The organism is Luteimicrobium album (assembly GCF_030161555.1).
Lineage (GTDB): Bacteria > Actinomycetota > Actinomycetes > Actinomycetales > Cellulomonadaceae > Luteimicrobium > Luteimicrobium album.
In genome coordinates, this window is record NZ_BSUK01000001.1 from 935524 (window position 1) to 958677 (window position 23154).

Annotated in this window: 32 protein-coding genes and 6 pseudogenes; 19 read left to right on the top strand and 19 right to left on the bottom strand. The window is 73.3% G+C overall.

The window, feature by feature from the left end:
• Nucleotides 1-53: 53 nt before the first annotated feature.
• Nucleotides 54-983, bottom strand: coding sequence for a cold-shock protein (locus QQK45_RS04650; protein ID WP_284292265.1), 930 nt, complete (start codon nucleotides 981-983; stop codon nucleotides 54-56).
• Nucleotides 984-1140: 157 nt separating this feature from the next.
• Between QQK45_RS04650 and QQK45_RS04655 the strand changes: the two are divergent.
• Nucleotides 1141-2650: pseudogene (locus QQK45_RS04655) on the top strand (SDR family NAD(P)-dependent oxidoreductase).
• A gap of 7 nt (nucleotides 2651-2657) precedes the next feature.
• On the opposite strand, the pseudogene QQK45_RS04660 reads toward QQK45_RS04655, so the two are convergent.
• Nucleotides 2658-2810, bottom strand: a pseudogene (locus tag QQK45_RS04660) (sugar O-acetyltransferase); the annotation flags it as partial.
• 20 nt (nucleotides 2811-2830) lie between these two features.
• Between QQK45_RS04660 and QQK45_RS04665 the strand changes: the two are divergent.
• Genes QQK45_RS04665 through QQK45_RS04680 form a run of 4 tightly spaced genes read left to right on the top strand, consistent with a single transcriptional unit; the run spans nucleotide 2831 to nucleotide 5238 of the window.
• The gene (locus QQK45_RS04665; RefSeq protein WP_284292266.1) at nucleotides 2831-3523 is read left to right on the top strand and encodes a histidine phosphatase family protein; all 693 of its coding nucleotides are present in this window, start codon (nucleotides 2831-2833) and stop codon (nucleotides 3521-3523) included.
• Nucleotides 3524-3572: 49 nt separating this feature from the next.
• Nucleotides 3573-4247 carry an MFS transporter gene (locus QQK45_RS04670; RefSeq protein ID WP_284292267.1) on the top strand — a complete coding sequence of 225 codons (675 nt, stop codon included), beginning with the start codon at nucleotides 3573-3575 and terminating at the stop codon, nucleotides 4245-4247.
• On the top strand, nucleotides 4241-4804 hold the full coding sequence (locus QQK45_RS04675; protein ID WP_284292268.1) for an MFS transporter: 564 nt from the start codon (nucleotides 4241-4243) through the stop codon (nucleotides 4802-4804). Before QQK45_RS04670 ends, QQK45_RS04675 begins: the two co-directional genes overlap by 7 nt.
• A 17-nt stretch (nucleotides 4805-4821) precedes the next feature.
• Nucleotides 4822-5238, top strand: a complete 417-nt coding sequence (locus QQK45_RS04680) for a YchJ family protein (RefSeq protein ID WP_284292269.1) — start codon at nucleotides 4822-4824, stop codon at nucleotides 5236-5238.
• A gap of 172 nt (nucleotides 5239-5410) precedes the next feature.
• On the opposite strand, the gene QQK45_RS04685 is transcribed toward QQK45_RS04680, so the two are convergent.
• The gene (locus QQK45_RS04685; protein WP_284292270.1) at nucleotides 5411-5566 is read right to left on the bottom strand and encodes a hypothetical protein; all 156 of its coding nucleotides are present in this window, start codon (nucleotides 5564-5566) and stop codon (nucleotides 5411-5413) included.
• On the opposite strand from QQK45_RS04685, the gene QQK45_RS04690 reads away from it, so the two are divergent.
• The gene (locus QQK45_RS04690; RefSeq protein ID WP_284294947.1) at nucleotides 5546-5767 is read left to right on the top strand and encodes a GNAT family N-acetyltransferase; all 222 of its coding nucleotides are present in this window, start codon (nucleotides 5546-5548) and stop codon (nucleotides 5765-5767) included. The genes QQK45_RS04685 and QQK45_RS04690 overlap by 21 nt on opposite strands.
• A gap of 114 nt (nucleotides 5768-5881) precedes the next feature.
• On the opposite strand, the gene QQK45_RS04695 is transcribed toward QQK45_RS04690, so the two are convergent.
• From QQK45_RS04695 to QQK45_RS04710, 4 genes and pseudogenes are all read right to left on the bottom strand, one after another.
• Complete coding sequence (locus tag QQK45_RS04695) at nucleotides 5882-6619, bottom strand: HNH endonuclease signature motif containing protein (RefSeq protein WP_284292271.1); 738 nt, start codon at nucleotides 6617-6619, stop codon at nucleotides 5882-5884.
• Between the two features lie 112 nt (nucleotides 6620-6731).
• Nucleotides 6732-7259 (bottom strand): annotated as a pseudogene (locus tag QQK45_RS04700) (DUF222 domain-containing protein); the annotation flags it as partial.
• 6 nt (nucleotides 7260-7265) lie between these two features.
• Entirely contained in the window at nucleotides 7266-7472 is a 207-nt protein-coding gene (locus tag QQK45_RS04705) for a hypothetical protein (RefSeq protein ID WP_284292272.1), read from the bottom strand.
• 148 nt (nucleotides 7473-7620) lie between these two features.
• Nucleotides 7621-8118 (bottom strand): GNAT family N-acetyltransferase, encoded by a 498-nt coding sequence (locus tag QQK45_RS04710; RefSeq protein WP_284292273.1) that lies wholly within the window; start codon nucleotides 8116-8118, stop codon nucleotides 7621-7623.
• Nucleotides 8119-8583: 465 nt separating this feature from the next.
• Between QQK45_RS04710 and QQK45_RS04715 the strand changes: the two genes are divergently transcribed.
• On the top strand, nucleotides 8584-9129 hold the full coding sequence (locus QQK45_RS04715) for a GNAT family N-acetyltransferase (RefSeq protein WP_284292274.1): 546 nt from the start codon (nucleotides 8584-8586) through the stop codon (nucleotides 9127-9129).
• Between the two features lie 30 nt (nucleotides 9130-9159).
• On the opposite strand, the gene QQK45_RS22915 is transcribed toward QQK45_RS04715, so the two are convergent.
• On the bottom strand, nucleotides 9160-10521 hold the full coding sequence (locus QQK45_RS22915) for a (R)-mandelonitrile lyase (protein WP_431310226.1): 1362 nt from the start codon (nucleotides 10519-10521) through the stop codon (nucleotides 9160-9162).
• 103 nt (nucleotides 10522-10624) lie between these two features.
• On the opposite strand from QQK45_RS22915, the pseudogene QQK45_RS22920 reads away from it, so the two are divergent.
• From QQK45_RS22920 to QQK45_RS04750, 6 genes and pseudogenes are all read left to right on the top strand, one after another.
• A pseudogene (locus QQK45_RS22920) lies at nucleotides 10625-11520 on the top strand (aldo/keto reductase).
• Between the two features lie 79 nt (nucleotides 11521-11599).
• Nucleotides 11600-12013, top strand: a complete 414-nt coding sequence (locus QQK45_RS22925; protein WP_431310227.1) for an NUDIX domain-containing protein — start codon at nucleotides 11600-11602, stop codon at nucleotides 12011-12013.
• Between the two features lie 9 nt (nucleotides 12014-12022).
• Entirely contained in the window at nucleotides 12023-13042 is a 1020-nt protein-coding gene (locus QQK45_RS04735; RefSeq protein WP_284292276.1) for an LLM class flavin-dependent oxidoreductase, read from the top strand.
• Nucleotides 13043-13225: 183 nt separating this feature from the next.
• A complete protein-coding gene (locus tag QQK45_RS04740; RefSeq protein ID WP_284292277.1) occupies nucleotides 13226-14347 on the top strand; it encodes a magnesium and cobalt transport protein CorA in 1122 nt (373 codons plus the stop codon).
• Nucleotides 14348-14617: 270 nt separating this feature from the next.
• A pseudogene (locus QQK45_RS04745) lies at nucleotides 14618-15435 on the top strand (class I tRNA ligase family protein); the annotation flags it as partial.
• 73 nt (nucleotides 15436-15508) lie between these two features.
• Complete coding sequence (locus tag QQK45_RS04750; RefSeq protein WP_284292278.1) at nucleotides 15509-15694, top strand: hypothetical protein; 186 nt, start codon at nucleotides 15509-15511, stop codon at nucleotides 15692-15694.
• A 15-nt stretch (nucleotides 15695-15709) separates the two neighbouring features.
• Here QQK45_RS04750 and QQK45_RS04755 read toward each other — a convergent pair whose 3' ends face one another.
• The 4 genes and pseudogenes from QQK45_RS04755 to QQK45_RS04770 all read right to left on the bottom strand — a co-directional run.
• On the bottom strand, nucleotides 15710-16117 hold the full coding sequence (locus QQK45_RS04755; RefSeq protein ID WP_284294949.1) for a type II toxin-antitoxin system VapC family toxin: 408 nt from the start codon (nucleotides 16115-16117) through the stop codon (nucleotides 15710-15712).
• 27 nt (nucleotides 16118-16144) lie between these two features.
• A complete protein-coding gene (locus QQK45_RS04760; protein ID WP_284292279.1) occupies nucleotides 16145-16414 on the bottom strand; it encodes a type II toxin-antitoxin system Phd/YefM family antitoxin in 270 nt (89 codons plus the stop codon).
• Nucleotides 16415-16454: 40 nt separating this feature from the next.
• The gene (locus QQK45_RS04765; protein WP_284294950.1) at nucleotides 16455-16763 is read right to left on the bottom strand and encodes an ArsR/SmtB family transcription factor; all 309 of its coding nucleotides are present in this window, start codon (nucleotides 16761-16763) and stop codon (nucleotides 16455-16457) included.
• Nucleotides 16755-17534 (bottom strand): annotated as a pseudogene (locus QQK45_RS04770) (DUF5937 family protein); the annotation flags it as partial. The pseudogene QQK45_RS04770 and the gene QQK45_RS04765, both read right to left, overlap by 9 nt.
• Nucleotides 17535-17640: 106 nt before the next feature.
• On the opposite strand from QQK45_RS04770, the gene QQK45_RS04775 reads away from it, so the two are divergent.
• The 3 genes from QQK45_RS04775 (at nucleotide 17641) to QQK45_RS04785 (ending at nucleotide 18763) form a co-directional block, all read left to right on the top strand.
• A complete protein-coding gene (locus tag QQK45_RS04775) occupies nucleotides 17641-17892 on the top strand; it encodes a hypothetical protein (protein ID WP_284292280.1) in 252 nt (83 codons plus the stop codon).
• Nucleotides 17893-17958: 66 nt separating this feature from the next.
• On the top strand, nucleotides 17959-18471 hold the full coding sequence (locus QQK45_RS04780; protein ID WP_284292281.1) for a GyrI-like domain-containing protein: 513 nt from the start codon (nucleotides 17959-17961) through the stop codon (nucleotides 18469-18471).
• A 16-nt stretch (nucleotides 18472-18487) separates the two neighbouring features.
• Nucleotides 18488-18763, top strand: a complete 276-nt coding sequence (locus tag QQK45_RS04785) for a hypothetical protein (protein WP_284292282.1) — start codon at nucleotides 18488-18490, stop codon at nucleotides 18761-18763.
• A gap of 56 nt (nucleotides 18764-18819) precedes the next feature.
• On the opposite strand, the gene QQK45_RS04790 is transcribed toward QQK45_RS04785, so the two are convergent.
• From QQK45_RS04790 to QQK45_RS04820, 7 genes are all read right to left on the bottom strand, one after another.
• Complete coding sequence (locus QQK45_RS04790; RefSeq protein ID WP_284292283.1) at nucleotides 18820-18993, bottom strand: CsbD family protein; 174 nt, start codon at nucleotides 18991-18993, stop codon at nucleotides 18820-18822.
• Between the two features lie 69 nt (nucleotides 18994-19062).
• Nucleotides 19063-19629, bottom strand: coding sequence for a hypothetical protein (locus QQK45_RS04795; RefSeq protein WP_284292284.1), 567 nt, complete (start codon nucleotides 19627-19629; stop codon nucleotides 19063-19065).
• A gap of 17 nt (nucleotides 19630-19646) precedes the next feature.
• Nucleotides 19647-20240, bottom strand: coding sequence for a hypothetical protein (locus QQK45_RS04800; protein ID WP_284292285.1), 594 nt, complete (start codon nucleotides 20238-20240; stop codon nucleotides 19647-19649).
• A 10-nt stretch (nucleotides 20241-20250) separates the two neighbouring features.
• Nucleotides 20251-20586 carry a hypothetical protein gene (locus QQK45_RS04805; RefSeq protein ID WP_284292286.1) on the bottom strand — a complete coding sequence of 112 codons (336 nt, stop codon included), beginning with the start codon at nucleotides 20584-20586 and terminating at the stop codon, nucleotides 20251-20253.
• On the bottom strand, nucleotides 20579-20758 hold the full coding sequence (locus QQK45_RS04810; RefSeq protein ID WP_284292287.1) for a DUF2273 domain-containing protein: 180 nt from the start codon (nucleotides 20756-20758) through the stop codon (nucleotides 20579-20581). Before QQK45_RS04810 ends, QQK45_RS04805 begins: the two co-directional genes overlap by 8 nt.
• A 1-nt stretch (nucleotide 20759) precedes the next feature.
• A complete protein-coding gene (locus QQK45_RS04815) occupies nucleotides 20760-21071 on the bottom strand; it encodes a hypothetical protein (RefSeq protein WP_284292288.1) in 312 nt (103 codons plus the stop codon).
• 113 nt (nucleotides 21072-21184) lie between these two features.
• The gene (locus QQK45_RS04820) at nucleotides 21185-21634 is read right to left on the bottom strand and encodes an Asp23/Gls24 family envelope stress response protein (protein ID WP_284292289.1); all 450 of its coding nucleotides are present in this window, start codon (nucleotides 21632-21634) and stop codon (nucleotides 21185-21187) included.
• 147 nt (nucleotides 21635-21781) lie between these two features.
• Here QQK45_RS04820 and QQK45_RS04825 point away from each other — a divergent pair, with 147 nt between their 5' ends.
• From QQK45_RS04825 to QQK45_RS04835, 3 genes are read left to right on the top strand one after another with little or no spacing between them, the layout of a single operon-like run.
• Nucleotides 21782-22363, top strand: a complete 582-nt coding sequence (locus QQK45_RS04825; RefSeq protein WP_284292290.1) for an RNA polymerase sigma factor — start codon at nucleotides 21782-21784, stop codon at nucleotides 22361-22363.
• Nucleotides 22354-22824: a hypothetical protein gene (locus tag QQK45_RS04830; RefSeq protein ID WP_284292291.1), complete on the top strand. Its 471-nt coding sequence runs from the start codon at nucleotides 22354-22356 to the stop codon at nucleotides 22822-22824. Before QQK45_RS04825 ends, QQK45_RS04830 begins: the two co-directional genes overlap by 10 nt.
• 46 nt (nucleotides 22825-22870) lie before the next feature.
• Nucleotides 22871-23134 (top strand): GlsB/YeaQ/YmgE family stress response membrane protein, encoded by a 264-nt coding sequence (locus tag QQK45_RS04835; RefSeq protein WP_284292292.1) that lies wholly within the window; start codon nucleotides 22871-22873, stop codon nucleotides 23132-23134.
• Nucleotides 23135-23154 lie beyond the last annotated feature (20 nt).

The window sequence follows — 23154 nt, forward strand, 5'->3', positions numbered from 1 at the left end:
AAGCGACTTCTCCTCGGACCCCGGCCAAGACACCCGGCGCCGCGATCGTCGGCTCAGAGCAGCTCGACGCCGTCGGCCTGCGGGCCCCGGTCGCTCTGACGGATCTTGAACCGGACCCGGTCGCCCTCCTCCAAGACCTCGTCGCCGCGCACGACCGACACGTGCACGAACAGGTCGTCGCCTCCGGCGTCCGGCGCGATGAAGCCGAAGCCGCGGTCCGCGTCGTATCGCGCGACGGTGCCCTCACCCCCGCGCACGGGCTTGCCCGACGGCGCGGGGCGGCCCGGCCGGCCACGCTCCCGGCCCGCATACCCACCCCGGTCGCCCCGGACCAGCCGGACATCGCGGGCGTTCGGCCCCCGGTCGCCGTCGACGACGTCGAACGTCACGCGCTCACCCTCGGCGAGCTCGGTCAGCCCTCCGGCGAGCGCGCTGACGTGGACGAAGACGTCGCCGCCGCCCGAGTCGGGGACCACGAACCCGAAGCCCTTGACGTCGTCCCACCAGGACACGGTGCCGTCAGCACCGTCGGCCGCCGGCTGTGCGGCCTGCGCCCCGAGCGGGAGCAGGTGGTCCGCCTGCGGGCCCTTCTCCCCGTCGACGACGAGGAACGCCACCCGCTGCCCCTCCGAGATCACACCACCCCCGACGATGGCCGAGCTGTGCACGAAGATCTCCGGACCGCCGTCGTCGGGCGCGACGAAGCCGTAGCCCTTGGTCGGCTCGTACCAGTTGACCGTGCCGAGCACGCCCAGGGGCGCGTCGGCGGCCCGGCCACCCGTGACCCGGACGTGGCGCGCCTGCGGGCCGCGGTCACCCTCGCCCACCTCGAACTCGACGGCCTGCCCCTCGCGGAGCACCTTCGGACCGTCGTCGCCGACGATCTCGGACGCGTGCACGAACAGGTCCTCGGACTCGTTCCCGAGGTCGATGAAGCCGAACCCGCGGTCGGCATCGAACCATCGGACTGTTCCCTGGGGCACCGTGGACTCCTTGTCTCGGCAGACGTTGCTGTCCTCCAGTGTCTCCCGACAGCGCCTCGGACGAGTACGCCCGGCGCCGCCCGGCGCGCGCGACACGTACCATTTTCTGGGCCTGCGAGACCGCGACGGGCCCTTCCCCATGCAGGACGGACGCCGCATGAGCGCGCACTCGACGACGTCGGCGGGACACCCCGACGCCACGACCACCGAGCAGCCGGGCATCGACCCGGCCGACTTCGCGACGTTCCTCCGCGTCATGGACCAGGTCGCCGTCCTGCCGCAGACGCACACGCAGCACGCCGCGGCCCGCCGCGCGTCGTCGGCGTTGTTCAAGGCGGCCAAGAAGCACCGCCGGACCGAGCGACGTCGGCTGGAGGCCACGGCCGACGCAGCCGTCGTCGCCGCGACCGCGACCGGGAGCCCGGGGCGGATCGACGACGAGACGAACGGCCTGCCCCTGACGTCGGCGTCGACCGGCGCGGTCGCGGGCACCCTGCGCAAAGCCCGAGGCTGCTACGTCTGCAAGCAGGACTACACGGTCGTCGATGCGTTCTACCACCAGCTCTGCCCCGACTGCGCGGCGCTCCACCACGCGAAGCGCGGCGCCCGCACTGACCTCACGGGACGGCGGGCCCTGCTGACCGGCGGTCGGGCGAAGATCGGCATGTACATCGCGCTGCGGCTGCTGCGGGACGGAGCGGATCTGACGATCACGACCCGGTTCCCGCGCGACGCCGTCCGGCGGTTCAGCGCGATGGAGGACGCCGGCGACTGGCTGCACCGGCTGCACGTCGTCGGGATCGACCTGCGCGACCCGGCGCAGGTCGTGGCGCTCGCCGACCACGTCGCGTCACAGGGCCCGCTGGACGTCCTCATCAACAACGCCGCGCAGACCGTGCGCCGCTCGCCCGGGGCGTACACGCGGCTCGCCGACGCGGAACAGGCGCCCTTGCCCACCGAGGCCGCGGGCATGATCACGACCTTCGGGCACACGAGCGACGCCCACCCCCGCGCGCTCGCCGGTTCCGTGAGCGAGCTGACGAGCCCCGCGCTCGCGATCGAGCGTGCGGCCCGCGCGGCCGCCGACGAGCTCGTCGCCCAGTCGCTGACCGCCGAGGCCGCGAGCCTCGAGCGGCTCGTGGCCGGGACCTCGATCGACGCGGGCGGGCTCATCCCCGACGTGGCCACCACCAACAGCTGGGTCGCCACGGTCGAGCAGGTCGACCCGATGGAGCTGCTCGAGGTCCAGCTCTGCAACCAGACGGCGCCGTTCATCCTGATCAGCCGGCTGCGCCCGGCGCTGGCTGCGTCGTCGGCCCGGCGGACGTACATCGTGAACGTCTCCGCGATGGAGGGTGTTCTCGCGCCGCTACAAGGGCCCGGGCCATCCGCACACGAACATGAGCAAGGCCGCGCTGAACATGCTGACGCGCACCAGCGCGGAGGAGATGCTGACGGACGGCATCCTGATGACCGCGGTGGACACGGGGTGGATCACGGACGAGCGACCCCACACCACGAAGGTGCGGCTCGCGGAGGAGGGCTTCCACGCCCCGCTCGACCTGGTCGACGGCGCGGCGCGGGTCTACGACCCGATCGTCCGGGGCGAGGCCGGCGAGGACCTCTACGGCTGCTTCCTCAAGGACTACGCGCGCGCCCCGTGGTGAGCGCGCGTCACTCCAGCGACCGCACCACCCGCCCCGGGTTGCCGACGGCGACCACGTTCGCGGGCAGGTCGCGCACGACGACGGACCCCGCCCCGACGACGGTGTTCTCGCCGATCGTCACTCCCGGGCACACGATGACGCCGCCGCCCAGCCAGACGTTTGTCGTGGGAGGCTGGCCACGTGGACGCGTCCGAGCCTGCTCCGTACCCGCTCCCGCCGATCCCTGGCCGTGTCCCCGCCCGCGAGCGCCGGGTGAGCGTGGTGACGCATCCGGAGGCGACGCATCACATGGAGGGCTTGGTCGGAGGCCAGTTCGACTCGGAGCTCACGGAGCGAGGCGAGCGCGACGCCGATGCGATCGCGGTCGCGCTCCACGACCGCATCGACAGGCATGCACGCGTGGGGATCACGACGTCGGACCTGCGGCGCACCCGCCGGACCTCGGAGGTCATCGCGCGGGCCCTGGGCACGGAGCCCATGCTCGATCCTCGGTTGCGCGAGAAGTCGTACGGGGAGGCAGGCGGCCGGCCGCAGTCCTGGCTCGATGGACGGTTCGTGCCGCCGCCCGCTGTCGGTGACCGCCTCCGCCATCACGACGGCGTGGCGGGCTCGGAGACCAGGCTGGACGTCGCCTGCCGTGTCTACGAGGCGATGACGGAGCTGCTCGCGCTGGACGTCGACGAGCTTGTCGTCGTGACGCACGGCTTCACGGCAGGGCTGGTCGTCAGCGCTTGGATCGGCATGCCCATCGGGGCCGCGGGTCACGTCGCGTTCCCGGTTCCGTCCGGCAGCATCACGACGCTGCGGGAGGACAAGTACTTTCACAACCGCGCCGTCGTCACCGTCGGCGACGTCTCCCACCTCCGGACCTGACGCCCGCCCCGCCGGTCTGGGCACTGTCACTAGAATCGTTTCGATCCCCATGACCGAGACCGCCCCGCCCTCCGCGCCTCCCGCCGTCGTCCCGCCCGTGGACGAACGCCGCGCCACCGTGATCCTCCTCGCGATGGCGCTGTCGACGTTCCTCTTCGTGACGGTCGAGTCGCTGCCCTCCGGCCTGCTCACCCTGATGGCACCCGACCTCGACCGGTCGACGTCCCAGATCGGGCTTCTCGTCACCGGGTACGCACTCGTCGTGCTTGTCGCCTCGGTGCCCCTCGCGCACTGGACGCGCCGTGTGGCACGGCGATGGGTGCTCTCCGCCTGCGCGGGGCTCGCCGCGCTGTCGACCCTGTGGGCGGCGCTCGCCCCCAGCTACGAACAGCTCCTTGCCGCGAGGCTCATCACCGCCGCCGCACAGGCGCTGTTCTGGGTGGCCGTCATCCCCGCGACCGTCGGCCTCTTCCGGCCCCTCGTCCGCGGCAAGGCGATGGCACGCCTCTCCATCGGCAACTCGCTGGCGCCGGTGCTCGGCGTGCCCGCGGGGACGTGGCTCGGGGAGCAGACCTCGTGGCGGTGGACGTTCGCCGCGGTCGCCGGGCTGTCGCTCGTGGTGACGCTCGTCGTGCTCGTGCTGTTCCCCACGATCCCCCGGCCTCCGGGGGCGCGAGCCACGCGCCGCACCCGAGCGCCCGGCGGTTCGGCTTCCAGATGGTGACGACCGTGCTGGTCGTCACCGGCGCGTTCGGGGTCATCACGTTCGTCACGCAGTACCTCATCGACGTCGCGGGCTTCGCCCAGGACGACATCCCGCGGCTCCTGCTGATCCAGGGCGCCGCGGGGGTCGCGGGCACGATCGTCGTCGGCCGATTCATCGACGCGCGTCCCGTCGGCGTGCTCGTCGGCGCGATGACGCTGCTCGTGGTCGCCCTCGCCGGGTTGTGGGCGCTCGGCGATCGGCCCGTCGTGGCGGTCGTGGCGCTCGCCCTGTTCGGCTTCGCGTTCTCGACCGTCCCACCGACGCTCTCGCACCGCGTCATGCTCGTCTCGCCCCGGTCCACGAACATGGGCATGGCGGTGTCGTCGTCGCTCTTCAACCTCGGCATCGCGGCCGGGTCGGGTCTGGGCGCAGTGCTGGTCGCCGTCGTCGGAGTGCGGTCCGTACCCCTGGTGAGCGCGGTGGCGGTGCTGCTCGCGCTCGTCGTCGCGGTCGCCGAGGAACGCTTCAACCCGCCGCTCGCGGGCGGGCCACGGCGCGGCGACGGCCGACGATGATCCGGCACGATGAGGCCATGGACGACGACGCACGCTGCCCCTGCCTCTCAGGCGAGACCTACGGAGCGTGCTGCGGGCCGCTGCACCGTCGTGAACGGGACGCCGCGACGGCGGAGGCTCTGATGCGTTCCCGGTACAGCGCGTTCACGGTCGGCGACGCCGCCTACCTGAGCGCCACGTGGCACCCGAGAACCCGTCCCGCGTCGCTCGAGCTCGACGCCGACCTGCAGTGGCGGCGGCTCGACGTGGTCGCGACCAGCGCCGGTGGCCCGTTCGACGACGCAGGGATGGTCGAGTTCGTCGCCCACCACCGCGACGTCACGACCGGCGAGCGAGGCCGGCTGCACGAGGTCAGCCGGTTCGTCCGCGAGGCCGGGCGGTGGCTGTATCTCGACGGGGACGTGCGACCCGACGACGCGGTGTCGCCAGCATGAGCGGGCAGCCCTGGCCGCCCGAGCCGATCCGCACCGCGCGGCTCGTCCTGCGTGAACCCGACGCCCACGACCGGGCGGCACTGGTCGACCTGATGTCGTCCCCGGAGGTCGGCACCTACGTCGGCGGGTCTCGTCCACGCGACGAGATCGAGCACGCCCTCCCCGACCCTCCTCAGCGGCGGCCCGGGCTGTTCGTCGTCGAGCACGACGGCACGACGATCGGCATCGTCACCGTCGACCCGCGCGACACGGACCGCCCCGGCCCCGGGGCCCGGAGCTCGGTGAGCTTGAGCTCGGCTACCTGTTCCTGCCGAGCTCGTGGGGGCACGGCTTCGCCACCGAGGCGTGCACGGCGGTGCTGGGCTGGTTCGACGGCGCGCACGCCGGGGAGGCCATCTCCCTGTGCACCCAGACGGCCAACCGCGCCTCGATGCGCCTCGCGGCGAGGCTGGGCTTCGACGAGGTCGAGCGGTTCGAGGCGTACGACGCCGAGCAGTGGCTCGGGGTGCGACGACCGAACCGACCGTGACCGGAGCACGCGGTACGTGGGCGAGCTCGTGGCGTAGCGCCGGGACGCCGCGTCGGGCGAGCGTGGCGGGGTGCACGAGGTGCGACAGTGGCGGTCGGCTGTGTGGCGGCTCGGTCAGAACGGTGGGTCGTCCGCCGGGAGCGTGATGGCAGGTCGGGTGACGTGTTCTTGTCCGGTGGGCGAGGTCCAGGCCAGGGTGCCGTCGGTGCCGGTGTGGCGCGCGTCCCAACGGGTGGCGTGCTTGAGACGGTGGTGGGTGCGGCACAGGTGGGCGAGGTTCGTGGCGTCGGTGGTCCCGCCGGTGACGTAGGGCACGGTGTGGTCGGTGTCGCAGCGCCCCGCGGCCCGCGAGCAGCCGGGGAACCGGCAGGTGGCATCGCGCAGGCGCAGGTAGGCGCGTAGGTCCGCCGGGACGGTGTAGGTGCCGCGTCCCAGCGCGAGGACGGCCCCGGTGTGGGGGTGGGTGAGCAGGCGCCGGAACGAGGGTGCCCGGGCCGCGAGGAGGGTCGCGGTGTGGTCGTCGATCGGCCCGTACCCGTCCAGGTGCGCGACCTGCGGGCACGCCGCCTCAACGACCCGCGACGGTGCCGGTGGTGGCGGCGGTGACGATGACGCCGGTAGCGGGCCGGCCGAACGTGGTGGGGTCGTGCGATCGTCCAGGCCGGTGCCCTGCGGTGGTTCGCCTTGGGTGGTCAGGGTGCGAAGCAGGGTGAGGACGGGGACGGTGACCGTGACGTGGGGCACGATGCTGCGCGCGATCCGGGCCATCGCCTCCCGGGTCGCGGCCACGCGCCGGGCAGAGTCGTCGGGCTCGAACGTGGCGTGTTGCAGCCGGTCCCACAGCTCCCGCACCCCGGCCGGGCCCCTCCTCGGGCCGCTCGGTGCCTGAACCGTCCGGGCCGCCGGGACGATGGCTCGGGTCAGTGTCCAGGCCGGTGTCGGCGACTGGCACCTGGAGGCTGAGGGCGGCCAGGTCGAGGGTGCCGTCGTCGAGCAGCAGCGCGGACAGCACGTCCGCGCGCAGCTGGTCGACGGTCCGCGGCTCATCCGGGCCACCCAGCACGGCCACGGCCCGATCGATCCGGTCCTCGACCGCGCACGCCGTGGCCGCGGGCAGGTACGCGGTGAGGAACGCCATCCCGTCCCGGGCCGGTTCGACCCGCACCCACCGGCGGGCCGCGGCCCGCTCGTGGCGGACGTTGACCGGTTCGGCGAGCCGACGCTCCCGGCACCGGGCGACGTGGCGCCCGAACGCACCCGGCGGCATCGACCCCGCGACCGGCAACGCCGCGGTCTCGACCTCGGCCCGGTCGGAGGGGTCGAGGTCGCCGGTGTGCTCCACCACAGCTTGGGCGTGGCGGTAGGACACCCGACCCGCCCGCATCCCCGCGACCGTCGCAGGCAGGGCACCCACCAGGACCTGCGCCTCGTCCAGCAACCGCGACGCGGTGCGTTCGTGCACCGTGAGAGCCGTCGCGACCTCGGCGACCAGGGCACGCTAAGCCAGCGTGGCGTCCTCGGACCCGGACCACGCATCCGGAGCCAGGTCCGGGGCCAGCAACGACCCCGGGTCGGACTCGACCAGCCGCCGCGCGACCTCCAACAGCTCGGTCCGCCACCCGGTCGCGGTCCGGATCATCGACTCGACCTGACCGATCGCCCGCACGACCCCCGCCACCGTGGCCTCGTCCTCCCCCAGACTCAACGACGGCACCCCGCCCTCCGGGCCGGAATGGGAGGGCACAGCGAGATCAGAACCCGCGCCCGCCGTCGTCGTCATGCCCCCAGTCAACACCGACCCACCGACACCCACTCGAACAGGCGTTCGAACTGGTCCTCTACCGCACCATCGCCTACCGCACCATGCGGAACGCCGCGATCCCACCGAACGTGGCGCCGTCGTCGGTCGCGCCGTCGGGCTCGAAGCCGTTGCGCCGGTAGAACCGCTCGGCCCGCGGGTTGCCGCGCGCCACCCAGAGCTGGGCGGGCGTGCCCGGCCGCAGGACGGCATCGAGGAGGGCCTGCCCGGCGCCGCTGCCGTGGTGCGCGGCGAGCACGTAGAGGTTGCTGAGCTCGCGATCGCGGACCGGCGGGTGCCCGCCCGACTCCCGGCTCTCGCCCGCGAGCGCGAGCCCGACGATCTCGCCGTCGACCTCGGCCACGGTGGCCGGGTAGCCGCGCGCGATCATCTCGCGCCACCAGGTGCCGCTGCGCTCGGCGGACGCCCGCTCCCAGAACTCCGGGCTCGCGAGGCCGGTGTACGTCTCGACCCAGGACGTGTGGTGGACACGCCCGACGGCGGCCGCGTCGTCGGGCGTGGCGATCCGGAGCACAGGCGCGGGGCGTGGCATGGCGGCAGCCTAGCCGCGCGCCGGACGGGACCTGCGGTCGTGTCGGAGTGCCGTGGAACGCTCGGACCATGCCCGCTGCAGAGACGCTCCTCGCCCTGACGACGGCCATCGACGAGCACCGTTGGGACGACCGCGCCCCCTGCTGGACGCGTCCTTCACCTGCCGCTACGTGCACACGGGCGAGACGCTCGACCGCGACGGGTGGGTGCGGCTGAACGCCGAGTATCCGGGGTTCGAGCGGCTCGTCGTCGAGGACCTCGTCGCGGACGGCGACCGGGCCGTGTGCCGCGCGCACGTCACGCGCCGGGGCGACGGGGAGCTCGAGCACTTCGAGGTCGCGACGTTCGTGACCGTCCGCGGCGAGCTCGTGACCGAGATGACGGAGGTCTGGACGGACGTCGGGCAGGACGTGCCGCCGGGCACCCGCCCCCGACGCACCGCCCACCGACGAGTGAGGGCGGCCCGATGCGCTGGCCCCTCGACCTCCCCGCCGAGCTCGCCGTCGGCTCGGTCGCGCTGCACCCCTACACCGACGACGACGCCGGGGCACTCTTCGACGCCCTCGACGACCCGCAGGTCTGGGAGCACATCCCCCGAGCCGTCCCGAGCCGGGCCGCAGACCTCGACGCCGAGATCCGGTCGAAGCTCGCGGACGGGAACCGGGTGACCTTCGTGGTGTGGCGGGGAGACGCCGTCGTCGGCAGGACGTCGGTGCTGCACGACCCGGCCGACCCGGACGGGGCGGAGATCGGAGGGACCCAGCTCGCCCGAGCGGAGTGGGGGACCGGGCTCAACCGGGCGGTCAAGCAGCTCCTCCTCGACCTCGTCTTCGCGCAGGGCGCGTCGTGGGTCCAGCTCCGGACCGACGAGCGCAACGGGCGGTCCGCAGCGGCCATCCGCAAGATCCCCGCGGTGCAGGAGCTCGGTCTGCGCCCGGACGAGCGGACCCGCCGCGACGACAGCCGGCGGCTGAGCCTCATGTTCCGGATCGCGAACCCCGCCGGGCCGTGAACCCGCGCGTCGGCGATGGGACGGCGGTCGTCAGCGAGTCGGCGGGGCCGCGTACTCCGCCTCGGTGACGTGCTCGAGCCACGTCGTCGTGGTGGCGGGGTCGTCGGTGTTCTCGAGCATCGCGAGGTGCTCCATGAAGTCGTCCGCGGTCGCGCCGTGCCAGTGCTCCTCGCCGGGCGGGCAGTAGACCGTCTCACCGGGGTGCACCTCGACGACGGCCTCGCCGCGCGACTGGACGAGCGCGACCCCCGAGACGACGTGCAGCGTCTGTCCTCGCGCGTGCGAGTGCCAGGCCGTCCGGGCGCCCGGCGCGAACCGGACGAGCGCGACGGTCATGCGCTGGTAGGCGTCCTGCGGGGACGCGATCGGGTCGAGCCACACATCGCCCGTGAACCGCTCGGGCGGGTTCTTGGCGGTGGCGGGCTTGGCGAGCTTCTGCACGGGTTCAGTCCTTGGTCGGGGTCGTGCCCGACGACGCCGCGGCCGTCCCGCGGCTCGCGTCGTCGGGGCGGGGGTGGCGAGGGTGGTCGCGGCCCAGGACGCGAGGAGCGCGACGCCGTCGGCGGACGGCGAGCCGGGGACCGCCGAGTAGACGTTGAGCTGGAGGCCCGGGTCGGCGGGGAGCACGAGCGCCTCGTAGTCGAGCTCGAGCAGCCCGATGGCGGGGTGGTGGAAGACCTTCGTCCCGCTGCGGTGGAAGCGGACGTCGTGCGAGGCCCACATGCGGCGGAAGTCCTCGCTGCGGGTCGACAGCTCGCCGACGAGCTCCATGAGCTTCCGGTCGCCGGGGTTGCGCCCGGCCTCGGCGTGCAGGATCGCGACGGCGTCGTGCGCCATCCGGTCCGCGCGGTTGCCCCAGAACGCGGCCGCGCCGTCGGGGTCGAGGAAGTGGAACCGCGCGGTGTTCACGGGCCGCCCCGGGGTGCGCGACGGCGAGTCGAAGAGCGGGGCGTACAGGGCGCGGCCGAGCAGGTTCGTGCCGAGGACGTCGAGGCGGCCATTGCGCACGAAGGCGGGCGCGTGCTCGAGCGAGTCGAGGATCCGCTGCACGACGGGCCTCAGCACCGGTGGCGCGGCCCGGCGCGCACGTGAACGCGCCGCGCCCGACGTGTTCGCCGCGCGGGCGAGGTCGAACAGGTGGGCGCGCTCGGCGTCGTCGAGCTGGAGCGCCTCCGCGAGCGCCTCGAGGACCTCCTCCGAGACTCCCGAGAGGTTCCCGCGCTCGAGCCGCGTGTAGTAGTCGACGCTCACGCCCGCGAGCATCGCGACCTCCTCGCGGCGCAGCCCCGGCACGCGCCGGTTCCCACCGTACGCGGGCAGGCCGGCTCGCTCGGGGGTGATGCGGCCGCGACGCGACACGAGGAACTCGCGAGTGTCGGCTCTCAGGTCCATGCCTTCGACCGTACGACGGGCGCCCCGGGCCGAGGGAGGTTCTGCCAGTACCGGGAAGACCCGGCACTCCCTCGCCGCGCCGCTTGTTCCTACGGTGGGAGACATGACCACGATCCCCACCCTGACCCTGAACAACGGCGTGACGATGCCGGCCCTCGGTTTCGGCGTGTTCCAGACGCCGCCCGACGAGACCGTCGCGGCCGTCCGCACCGCGCTGGAGGTCGGATACCGCCACGTCGACACCGCCGCCGCGTACGGCAACGAGCGGGAGGTGGGGCGCGCGATCCGCGAGTCCGGCCTCGACCGCGACGACGTGTTCGTCGAGACGAAGGTGTGGGTCTCGGACTACGGCTACGACCAGACGCTGCACGCGTTCGAGAAGGCGACCGGCAAGCTCGGCATCGACCGGATCGACCTGCTGATCCTGCACCAGCCGGCACCCGCCCGGTTCGACGCGACGCTCGACGCCTACCGTGCGCTCGAGAAGCTCCTCGCCGACGGCGCGGTCCGCGCGATCGGCGTCAGCAACTTCATGCCCGGTCACCTCGACGCGCTGCTCGACGCCACCGACGTCGTTCCCGCCGTCAACCAGGTCGAGCTGCACCCGTACTTCCAGCAGCCCGCGGTCCAGGCCGCGGACGAGCGCCACGGCATCGTGACGCAGGCGTGGTCGCCCATCGGCGGCATCACGTTCTACCCCGGCTGGGGCGACGACGACCGGCGCAGCACCCTGAGCGACGCGACCATCGGTGCGATCGCCGCCGCGCACGGCAGGACGCCCGCGCAGGTGATGCTGCGCTGGCACCTCCAGGAGGGCCGGTCCGCCATCCCGAAGTCCGTGACCCCGAGCCGGATCGCGGAGAACCTCGACGTGACCGGCTTCGAGCTCACCGCCGACGAGCTCGCGTCGATCGACGCCCTCAACACGGGCGTGCGCGGGGCCCCGACCCCGACGTCGACCGACCCGACGCGTTCGTGCGGGTCATCCCCGACGCGTGAGCCCCCCGCCGCTGACCGATGTCGAGCCTCCGGAATCTCGACGGCCGGGGTGGTCGGTCCCCACGTCTACGGTGGCGGTATGCCCCGACACCAGGTGGTCGCCGGTCTCCTCGTCGACGACGGCGCCGTCCTCCTCGCGCTGCGGTCCGCCCACCGGCGCTGGTTCCCCGGGGTGTGGGACCTGCCCGGCGGGCACGTCGAGCCGGGCGAGGACGCGCGCGACGCTCTGGTCCGCGAGCTGCGCGAGGAGCTCGGGGTCGCAGCCGAGGTCCCGGCGTTACCCGCGGCGCATGTGGCCGGCGAGGACTACGACCTCGACGTCTACCGCGTCGACCGGTGGGCTGGCACGCCGCGCAACCTCGCACCCGGCGAGCACGACGAGCTCCGGTTCGTGACCCCCGACGACGCCCGCGGCCTCCCGCTCGCGGACTCGCACCTGTTGCCGACGGTCGAGCGGATCCTCGCGCGCGAGCAGCCGGCGGGCCGCTCGTAGAGTGAGCGGGTGCCCACGACGAACCGCCCGCTCCGCCGCCTCGGCTTCCTGACGATCGGCCTGTTCGACCCGGCCGACCCGCGGGCCGGCCACGAAGCCACGCTCGAGCTGATCGAGCTCGGCGAGCGGCTCGGCTACGACAGCGCGTGGCTCCGCCACCGGCACCTGCAGCACGGCATCTCGTCGCCGGTCGCGGTGCTCGCGGCCGCGTCGCAGCGCACGTCGCGCATCGAGCTCGGCACCGCCGTGACGCCGCTGGGATGGGAGAACCCGCTGCGGCTCGCGGAGGACCTGGCGACGGTCGACGTGCTGTCCGGCGGGCGGCTCAACCCGGGCGTGAGCGTCGGCCCGCCCATGCACTACGACGACGTCAAGGACGCCCTCTACCCCGACACGGCCGACGCCGAGGACTTCAGTTACGAGCGGGTCCTCCGCCTCGTGCGGCTCCTGAAGGGCGAGCGGGCGTCGTCGTTCTCGGGGACGCAGGGCATCGAGACCTTCTCGGAGCGCGTCGAACCCCATTCCCCGGGTCTCGCGGACCGGCTCTGGTACGGCGCGGCGAGCATGCGGTCCGTCGTCTGGGCGGCCGAGCAAGGGCTCAACCTCCTGACGAGCAGCGTGGTCAGGGCCGAGGACTCCGACGACTTCGAGGAGACGCAGCTCGCTCAGGTCCGTGCGTTCCGCGCCCACCACCCGGCCGGCGAGGCGGCACGCGTGTCCCAGGGGCTCGTCGTCGTGCCGACGGACTCCGCGAGCCGCGACCAGCGCGAGCGCTACGAGGCGTACGCCGCCTCGCGGCTGCCGCGCACCCGCGAGCCGCAGGGGCCGGCGCGCATGATGTTCGCCCCCGACCTCGTCGGGACGTCCGAGCAGATCGCCGAGAGGCTCGAGGCGAACGCCGCGTTCCGCGAGGTCGACGAGGTGGCCTTCGCGCTGCCGTTCACGTTCGAGCGCGACGACTACATGCAGATCGTCACCGACGTCGCGGAGCACCTGGCCCCGGCGCTCGGCTGGGTGCGCACGGGCTGAGTCAGACCGTCGGCGCGGCGTCGGGCCGGGCCGGGCGCGGGCACGTCGGGGCCCGCGCCACCGCCACCGACGCCTGACCGCGCCGCCCAGCGTCGCACGTCCCGCGGGTGGCACGAGCGTCCCGGCCCGGCGACGATGGTCGGGCCCCGGCAACGACGACGACCCGCAGGAGGCGAGCACCCGATGGCGCGACCGCACGACGCTCCGGCCCGGACCCGCGGCGTGACCCCGGGCACGCCGTCGTCCCCTCCCCGGACGCGCTACGTCGTCGACGGTCACCTGTCCTTCGCACCGCCGGGGACGACCGTCGCGGACGCCCTGCACTTCGCCGACGCCGCCCCCGAGCGCATGGCGCTCGTCCTCTTCCCCACGCCGACCCCCGCCGCGATCGACGAGCTCGCCGACGCGTGGGACCTGCACCCGCTCCTCGTCGAGGACCTCCAGCACGCCGGGCAGCGCCCCAAGCTCGAGCGCTACGGCGACGTCCTGTTCCTCGTGGTCCGTTCGGCCCGCTACGTCGACGAGCTCGAGGACGTCGACTTCTTCGAGTTCCACGTGGTCGTGCGTGGGAACGCGATCGCGGTCCTGTGCCAGGACGGCCGGTGGATCGACGGCTCCGACGAGGCCGCCCTCCCGGGCGCCACGGACGGGACCGGCGACGCCGACGACGCCGACGACGCCGACGACGCCGACGACGCCGACGACGCGACGCTCCTCGACGACGAGAAGCTCCTTCGCCTCGGCCCCGAAGCGGTGCTCTACCGCCTGCTCGACGCGATCGTCGACGGCTACGTGCCCGTGCTGCGGGGCCTCGCCGTCGACAAGGAGCAGATCGAGCGGCAGGTCTTCAGCGGCGACGCCGCGGTCACCGAGCGGATCTACCGTCTGAGCCAGGAGGTCATCGACCTGCAGCACGCGACGTCGGCGCTCACGGACGTGCTCGAGTCGCTGCGGCAGGGCTTCGACCGGTACGGGATCCCCGAGGCATTGCAGAGCTACCTGCAGGACGTGGCCGACCACCTCGCCCGCGTCGACTCGCGCGTCGAGAGCCTCCGCGACGCGCTGTCCCAGATCCTCAGCGTCAACGCCACGCTCGTCGGGCAGCGGCAGAACGAGGACATGAAGAAGATCTCCGGCTGGGCGGCGATCCTCTTCGCGCCGACGCTGATCGGCGCGATCTACGGCATGAACTTCGACCACATGCCCGAGACGCACTGGCTGCTCGGCTACCCGCTCGCCCTCGCGGCGATGGTCGCGTTCGGCGTCGCCCTGTACATCGTCTTCAAGCGCAAGGACTGGATGTGAGCGCGTACGCTGCTCGCATGCGCACCGTTCGACTCCTCCTTACCTAGCCGCGTCGACCCGGCTCCCACGGGCACTCTCGACGCGGCTCGCCCCTCCCCGGAGGGGCTTTTCGTGCCCGGAGCCAGCCCGACCGTGGAGGAGTTCCCGTGACCAGCGCCGAGCGCACCGACCCCCGTCCCGTCCCGCCCGAGACCGAGCGTGCCTGGCAGGAGCGCTGGGCCGCGCTCCAGGCCGACCCCGGCGTCCGGCTCTTCCGGCCCGACGACGCACCCCTTCGCCACGCTGCTCAACCAGGGCCAGGTCGTCAACGCGGGCAAGGCGATGAGCAAGTCGCTCGGCAACGGCGTCGGCCTGGGCGAGCAGCTCGACCGGTACGGCGTGGACGCGGTCCGCGTCGCGCTGCTGTTCTCCGGCCCCCGCAGGACGACGTGGACTGGGCGGACGTCCGGCCCGCCGCGATGCAGCGGTTCCTGCGGCGCGCCCTGCGCCTGTCCGACGACGTCACTCGCCTGGAGTCGCCGGCCCGCCCCGGGCGCGGCGAGCGTGAGGCGACGGTGGCCGGTCGCGACGGGGACGACACCGCGGCCGACGTGCGCCGCACCGTCCACGACCTGCTGACCGAGATCGAGGCGCTGGTCGAGACGGACCGGTTCAACGTCGCCGTCGCGAGGCTCATGACACTCGTCGGGGCGCTGCGTGCGGCGGCGTCGGGCGCCGGCGACCCACCGGCCGACGCGGTGGCGCACGCGGTCCGTGAGGGGGCCGAGGCCGCCGCCGTCGTGCTGTCCCTGTTCGCCCCGTACACCGCGGAAGAGCTGTGGCGGCGTCTCGGTCACGGTCCGAGCGTCGCGCTCGCGCCGTGGCCCGTGGTCGAGGCGCCGCCCGAGCGCGCGGCGACGGTCGTCGCCGTCGTGCAGGTCGACGGCAAGGTCCGCGACCGGCTCGACGTCGACCCCGGTATCGGTGACGACGAGCTGCGCGCGCTCGCGCTCGCGAGCGACACCGTGCGTCGGCGGGTCGACGGTGCGGCCGTGCGGCGCGTCGTCGTGCGGGCTCCGCACCTCGTCAACGTCGTCACCGGACCGTGAGCGGTGGGGCGGCCCGGCGCGCGTAGCGGCCCGGGCCTGCCTACGGTCGGGGGACGCGACCGAGGAGGCGCCCATGTGGAAGCTGCTCAAGGTGCGTCTGCGGACGCTCGTGATCGTCGCGGTCCTCGTGCCGCTGGTGGGCTGGGTCGCGCGGCGGCTCGCCGAACGGACCGAGCAGAAGCACGCCGGCCCGACGACGACGTCCCGCGTGCTGCGCGGGGTCTACGCCACCGCACGCAAGGCCCGGTCGTTCGTCTGAGTGGCGGAGCGCAGGCTAGCTCGACGCGCCGTCCGCCGGTCGTGTGACGGCGACGACGTCCACCAGGCCGTCAAGCCCGGCGAAGTCACCGGGGTTCGTCGTGTAGAGCGGAAGACCGTGGACGGCGGCGACAGCCGCGATCATGAGGTTCGCGACCCGGCGACGAGGCGTCCTGCCGGCGTCGCGCACGGCAGCGCTCAGGCGGCCGAACATCCGCGCCGCCTCCACGTCGAACGGGATGGGGTCGAACTCGTTCTCGACGCGCTGGAGGACGTCCGTGCGCCGGGCTCGCTCGGCTCGCGCCTCGGCATCGTCACCGGCGACCAGCTGGACGCCCGCTGAGAGCTCGGCGAGCGTAACGGCGCTGATTGCCACCTCGTCGGGGAGGACCGCAGGGTCGACCCACCGGCGGAGGACCAGGATGTTGGTGTCGAGGAGCCCCGGCTGCGCTCACCGGGCATAGGGGTCGTCCAGGTCTCCGTCCAGCACGGCCTCCTGCTCCGCACGAAGACGCTCGAGGTCGAAGCCCGGCGAGGTGCGGGACATCGCGGCGAACTCCGTGCGGCTCACGAAACGACGACGACGGCGCAGCGGGACGAGCTCACCGATCTCGCGACCGTCGCGCGTGACCGTGTAGCTCTGCCCGTCCTCGACCGCGTCCATGATCTCCTTCGACCGGAGGCGAAGGTCGCGTTGGCTGATCTCGGGTTGGAGGGACACCGCTTCAGCGTAGCAACGTGTAGCACACAGTGCCACGCCTTCAGCGGAGCATCGCCTCGAGGACGTCGGCGCGCAGCCGCGCGACCGCCGGGACGTCGAGGCGGTACGTCACGTAGCGACCGCGCCGCTCGACCGCGACCAGCCCGGCGTCGCGCAGCACCGCGAGGTGCCGCGAGATCTCCGGGGCGGACACGTCCCAGATGTCGGCGAGCTCCGTCGTCGTGTGCGGGCCGGCGACCAGGCTGCGCCCGAGGCGCAGGCGCATCGGGTGGTCGAGCGCGCGCAGGCGCTGCTGGACGTCGCCCGACGCCGTCTGCTGGGCGTAGCGACCCGCGACCGGGTAGCGCACCAAGGGCTGCCAGCCGGGCGCCTGGACCACGAGCAGGTGGGGGTCGCCGAGCACGGTCGGCAGGAACGTCACGCCGGCGCCGCGCGCCGAGACGTGCACGTCGATGAGCTTGTCGACGACGATCCGCTGACCCTGCTCGTCGAGCCGGACCGCCGGTGCGACGGCCGCGACCGCACGCGCCGGCCCGTGGTTCCACAGCAGGTCGGTCTTGTGCCGCGCGTCGACGGTGAGGTGCGCGACGAGCGTGCGCCACACCTGGTCGAAGAAGGCCTGCTGGCAGTCCTCGAGGAGCAGCCGCACCTCGCCCCGGACCTTGACCGGGTCCTCGAGGATCCGGTTCACGAACGCGAGCGCGGCCGGCCCCGACGCGGCGGCGCGATCCCGGGCCAGCTCGACGGCGCGGTCGTCGGCGAGGACCGACCCGAACCCCATCGAGCGGGCCAGAGCCCCGCAGCGGGAGGTGACGAGGACGTTGTCGACCCAGGCCTCGTCGTCGAGCTCGTCGATCGCGTCCAGCTCGAGCGCGAGCGTCGCGGCCGGGCGGGCCGGCAGGAGGAAGTCCGCGCACGACTTGTCCCAGAGGTGACCGAACGCCGTCGCGCGGTCGACGAGGTCCTGGCCGGCGGCCGCCGACATCGCCTGCACCTGCGTCGACTGCGCGGGGTGGTGCTAGGGCTCGACGAGCAGGTGCAGGGCCGCCGTCAGCTCGGACACCGGCGACGGGGCGAAGAGGTACGACGTCGCGGGCAGCCCGGTCACGTCGATCGTCATGGTCACGGGACCATCGTGCCCACCGGGACCCACGCCGGCCGCGCCGATTGACGACGATCGTCAATTCGCTCCCGTGCCGTCAGTGGGCGGGGGCACCGTGGTGGACATGACCACCGCCGACCCTCACTCGCTCCCCTCCTGCCCTCCCGTCACGGACCGCGCTCTCGGGTCGGCCCGCGACACCTCCTCGACCCGGTCCACCGCTCCGGCCGGGCGTCGTCAGCGTCCCGAAGACGGGGGCGCTCTGCGCCGGCTCGGCCGCTGGGCTCTCGAGGAGCTTCGTGACGGCGCCGAGATGTCCGCCCGGCGCGACGCCGTCCGCACCTCCGACGAGCGCCGGTACCTCGAGCGTCCATGACCCTCGCCTGTCTCGGGGCCGTGAGGGGGCCGATGAGTCGCGGGAAGCCGCACGGTCGGTACGGGCATGACGAACGAACCCCGGGTCGCCGAGCGGCCCGCCACCCCCTACGTCGCCGTGACCCGGTCCGTCCCGATGCCCGGGCTCCCCGGCGTCGCGGACGAGATCCCGCGCGTGATCGGCCAGGCGGACCGCCCGGGCCTCACGGTCGACGGGCCGCCGTTCTTCCGGTATGTCGTCATCGACATGGAGCACGAGCTCGTCGTCGAGGCGGGCGTCCCCCTCACCTCGCTCGTCGCGGCCGGAACGGACCTCGGCGACCTCGAGGCCGGCGTCCTGCCCGCGGGCCGGTACGCGACCGTCGTGCACACCGGGCACCCGGACACCCTCGCGGACGCGACCGGGCGCCTCCTGCGCTGGGCCGACGACGCCGGGCTGCGCTTCGACGTCCGGCCCGGCGACCGGGGTGACGTGTGGGGCTGCCGGCTCGAGAGCTACCTCACCGACCCGCGCGTCGAGCCCGACATGAGCCGTTGGGAGACCGAGCTCGCGTTCCGGCTCGCCGACGACCCCGCCTGAGGCGCAGGCTGGTCGCATGACCGATGCGCAGCCCTCCGTCGAGATCCGCACCATCGCCTACACCGTGTCCGCGGACTACCTCGCGAGCGTCGGGGGCGACTTTGACGCGCGCGGCGTCGACGACGCCGTCCTCGACCGTCTCAACGCCGACCTGCCCGAGGGCGTCGAGGTGCGCCGCGACGGACGAGTGTTCGCGACGCCCGAGCTCGTCGCGACCGCCCGCGAGATCGACTTCGACCAGCTCCTCACGGGAATGGACCTCGACCAGATCCTCGCCGAGCACGGTCGCTGAAATACGCCGAGACGGGCCGTACCCCACAGGGCCCGACCCGCCTCAGCGGCGCTCGCCTACTTGTCGAAGGCGTCCTTGACCTTGTCGCCGGCCTGCTTGACGTTGGCCTTCGACTGGTCCTTCTTGCCTTCGGCCTCGGTCGAGGAGTCGCCCGTCATCTTGCCGACGGCCTCCTTGACCTTGCCGGTGGCCTCCTCGGCGGCGTGCTCGATCTTGTCTCCGATGCCCATCTCATCTCTCCTTTCCAGACGGACCCGGTGACTCGGGCCCGACATCTGTGTGGTTGTGGGCCGTGCCTGCTAGCCGACACGGCGTGCCGTCGCCCCTCCCCCGACGGCGATGTGGACTCGCCCGGCGAGGTCGTCGAGACCGGTGACGGCGGCGAGCTCGTCGAGCGCCTCGGCAACGTGGCGCGCGACCGCGTCGATCGCTGCTCCCGGGTCGACGCGGACACGACCGGTTACGACGACGCCCTCGCGCTCGCGCGCGAGCGCCAGCGACGCCGAACGCACCTGGGGATCCCGCTCGATCACCTGGCACGCCGCAGCGAGAACGCCGTCGGTCGCGACGCGCAGCCGCGTCCCTGTGACGCCGCCCGAGAGCGTCACGGCCCCGAGCCGTGACGCGGGCCGGTGCGCCAGCAGCCACCACGCCGCGAGGGCTGCGACCACGAGCGCTCCCCCAGCGAGCGCCCAGGGCCACCATTCCTCCTCGCTCCAGCCGACGACACGCGACGTCGAGGCGACGTCAGGAATCTGCGGCCAACGATCCTGGACCCAGCCGGAACCGAGCCCAACGAGCAGGATGCCTGCGGCCACGAGCGCGACTCCAACGACGACGCCGATGACGCGGTCCAGGACCACCACGCCTCTGCGCGACCGTCTCATCGGCGCACCCCCGTCACGTCACCCTGTTCGAGAACCACGGCGTGGCGCTGGACCCTCGACCGGTCTCGGCGACCGGCCCGCACCTCGACCGCGGGCACCGCGGTCAGCGCGGCGAGACGCCCCACGACGGCACGCTCGACGTCGGCTCGGACCGCCGCAGGGTCGAGCGAGGTCACGTGCACGACGACCTGCCTGCTCGACGCCGAGGACGACGCGTCGAGCACGCCGCCCACCTCCGACGCCGCTCGGGACGCGACGCGTGCGACGTCCTGGGGCTCGAGGTACAGGGCAGGGACGTGCAGGAGCACGCTCAGATGCCGCCGACGGCGGGCGCACGCGACCACGACACCGACGCCGAGCACGACGCAGCACACCCCGGTGAGCAGAGGGACACGACCCCGCGCGTCGCGGCCGTCGGCCCATCGAGCAGCCTCGACGACCCAACTACCGGACAGCGCGCCCCACGCCACGAGCGCCGCCTGAGCCGCCAGGACAGCCGCGCCCAGCAGGACCAGCACCCCGAGGACCGCGACGGTCCGGGGGCCCGCTGTATGCGGCGGCACGAGCGCCGAGCAAGGTCCGCGGACCACGCCCTCCTCCTCACCGGACACGTCGACCACCACGGACCGGAGCCACGTCGTAGCCGTCCACGAGAACGTCGACGGCGCAGTCGTCGAGGCTCGCGTAGGTGCCGAGATCGGACCGGACGCGGTCCGCGACACGGCGCGCCACCTGTGCCGCCGGCTCCGGCCAGACCGCACGAACGCGGACGTCGACCCGAGGCACACGCCCCGTGCGACCGAGCGACACCTTCGCCTGCCGTCCAGATGCTGCGGCGAGGTGCCCGAGCACCGACCGGGCGCCGTGCTCGGCGATCCGGGCGAGCGCACGGTCGGCGACCGTCGTCTCGCCGGAGACCACGGTGTCGTCAACCACGGCGACGACCGTTGACGAAGGCACCGAGGTCGACCCGGCCGTCCAGGACGGCGCCGACGACGAGGCCGATCGCGCCGAGCACGACAGCAAGGAGGAACCCGGCGAATCCGCCCGTGGTCGCGGCCACCGCCAGCAAGAGCCCCACAAACAGGCCTGCCACCGTCATGTTCATCTCAGTCTCCTTCTTCGAGCTCGTCGACGGCGCGCACACCGTCGGTGCCGCGGGCAGCCCGCCCGGTCGGCACGTCGAGGTCGTCGACGTGGACGACCACCGTCCGGGCTCCCGGCCCGCGCCGGCCCGGGTCGGAGGTGGCCAGGTCGACCGCCTCGTGCACCCGCTCGGCGACCTCGCGGATCGCGGCGGTCGCCTCGATGACCACGTGCACGTGAAGCTCCGACGGGGTCAGGCGGATCCCCGGGACGTTGCGCCTGCCGGGAAGATAGGTCGCGATCTCCCCGAAGGGGCCGGTCGAGAGCCGCGTCACCCCCTCGACCGTCAGCGCGGCCTCACGGGCTCGCACCGCTGTCGTCGTCCACGCGTCGGGTTCGGCGGGCGCCGGGCCCGACGGTCCAGTGATCGAGCTCCGTCGGGTGTCGCTCACTGGACCCTGGGCTCGTCGTCGGCCGACTCGTCGTCGTCCTCGGGCAGGTGCACGTCAGTGACGTTGATGTTGACCTCGATCACCTTGAGCGCGGTCATGCGCTCGATCGACGCCGCGACGTTCTTGCGCACCGCCTGAGCGACGTCAGCGATCGCGACGCCGTAGTCGGCCACGAGGTCGACGTCGACGGCCGCCTCCTTCTGCCCGACCTCGACGCTCACACCCTGGGAGTAGTTGGTCGAGCCGCCCGGGATCCGTTCGCGGATCGAGCCGAAGGCTCGCGCGGCTCCACCACCGAGCGCGTAGACGCCGGTGACGTCACGCGCCGCGATCCCGGCGATCTTGCTGACGACGCCGTCGGCGATGGTCGTGACGCCGTGATCGGTCGCCAGAGGGCCGTCCTGCTGGTTCGTGCCGCTCGTGGCGGGGGTCTTGTCGTCGGCCATGGTGCCGTCCTCTCGTTGCGTCGCCCGTCCCGCACGGTGGTGCGAGCCGGGTGAACTGAGCCGCCTCACGCGATCGTGCCGTGCGAAACGACGTCGTTGTGCTGACACTGGTGAGTGCCCGAGACGACGAGAACGTCACGCGGGGAGGTGAGTGATCTGCGTCACAGCCCGGCTCATGAGGCCGAGGCCGACGACGAGCTCGCGCGTCGCGCCCGCCTGGGCGACAAGCGCGCGTTCGCCGACCTCGTCGACCGGCACGGGCCGGTCGTGCACCGATTCGCTGCGCGCCTCGTCGGACCCGACGAGGCGGACGACGTCGCACAGGAGACCTTCGTGACGGCGTGGACCTCGCTCGACCGCTACCGCGGTGCCTCCGCGTTCCGCACCTGGCTCCTCGGCATCGCTGCCAATCACGCGCGACACCGGCTGCGCTGGGACGCGCGACACCCCCGCGGCCCCCTGCCCGACCCGGACGAGCCGGCGACGGTCCTCGGCGCCCACGACGCGGGACCTGACCGTCGGGCGATCGGAGACGCCTTCGTCGACGCACTCGAGAAGGCTCTCGACGAGCTTCCCGTGATGCAGCGCGCCTGCTGGATCCTGCGTGACGTGGAGGGCCTGAGCTATGCGGAGGTCGCCGAGGTCCAGGCGACCACCGTCACGGCCGTGCGCGGGGCGCTCCATCGTGCGCGCACGGCGCTCGCGAGCAGACTGGAGCCGTGGCGATGAAGGACGAGCACGAGACCGTGCCGCCGAGCGGCGACGAGCTTCTCGCGCGCGCCGCGAGCACGCTTCGGGCGCTCACCGACGACGGCTGGGTGCGCGCCCACCCACGCGTGCTCGAGCGGGCACTCCGGGTCGTGCGCCCCGCGCGCTCGGTGGTCGGCCGCCACGCTCACGGGACGTTCGAGGTCGCAGTACCGGTCCTCGTGACCCGCATCCGCGAGCACCTCGACGACATCGGTGACGTCCGAACGCTCAAGGTGACGTGCGTCGTCGACGACGACGACGACCTGGACTCGGTGCGTGTCGAGGTGTCGGTCGCCTTCGGCTCCGCGATCGCAGCGGTCGCGGAGCGGGTTCGCACCGAGGTCCGCCACGTGGTCGCCGCGGCGACCGGCGTACGGCTGGACGCCGATCAGGTCGCGGTCGATCTCATGGTCGAGGACGTCCACCGTCCGACCAGCTGAGGGGCGGCACGCCGTCCGCCCGAAGAACGACAGAGAGGAACAGACGATGTGGTTCTTGTCCTGGATCGTGATCGGCCTGATCATGGGCGCCATCGCGCGGGCCGTCCTGCCCGGGCGGGCGGGCGGCGGCTGGTTCATTTCCCTGATCGTCGGCGTGCTCGGCGCGATCGTCGGCGGGTTCATCGGCCGCGCGTTCGGCGCGAACCCGAACCAGCACTTCTGGTCGCTGTCGACGTGGTTCTGGGCGTTCGTCGGGTCGCTCGTCGTGCTGTTCCTCTGGGGTCTGGTCGCGGGCCGACGACGCACCTGACGGCGGACGCCCGGCCCGCC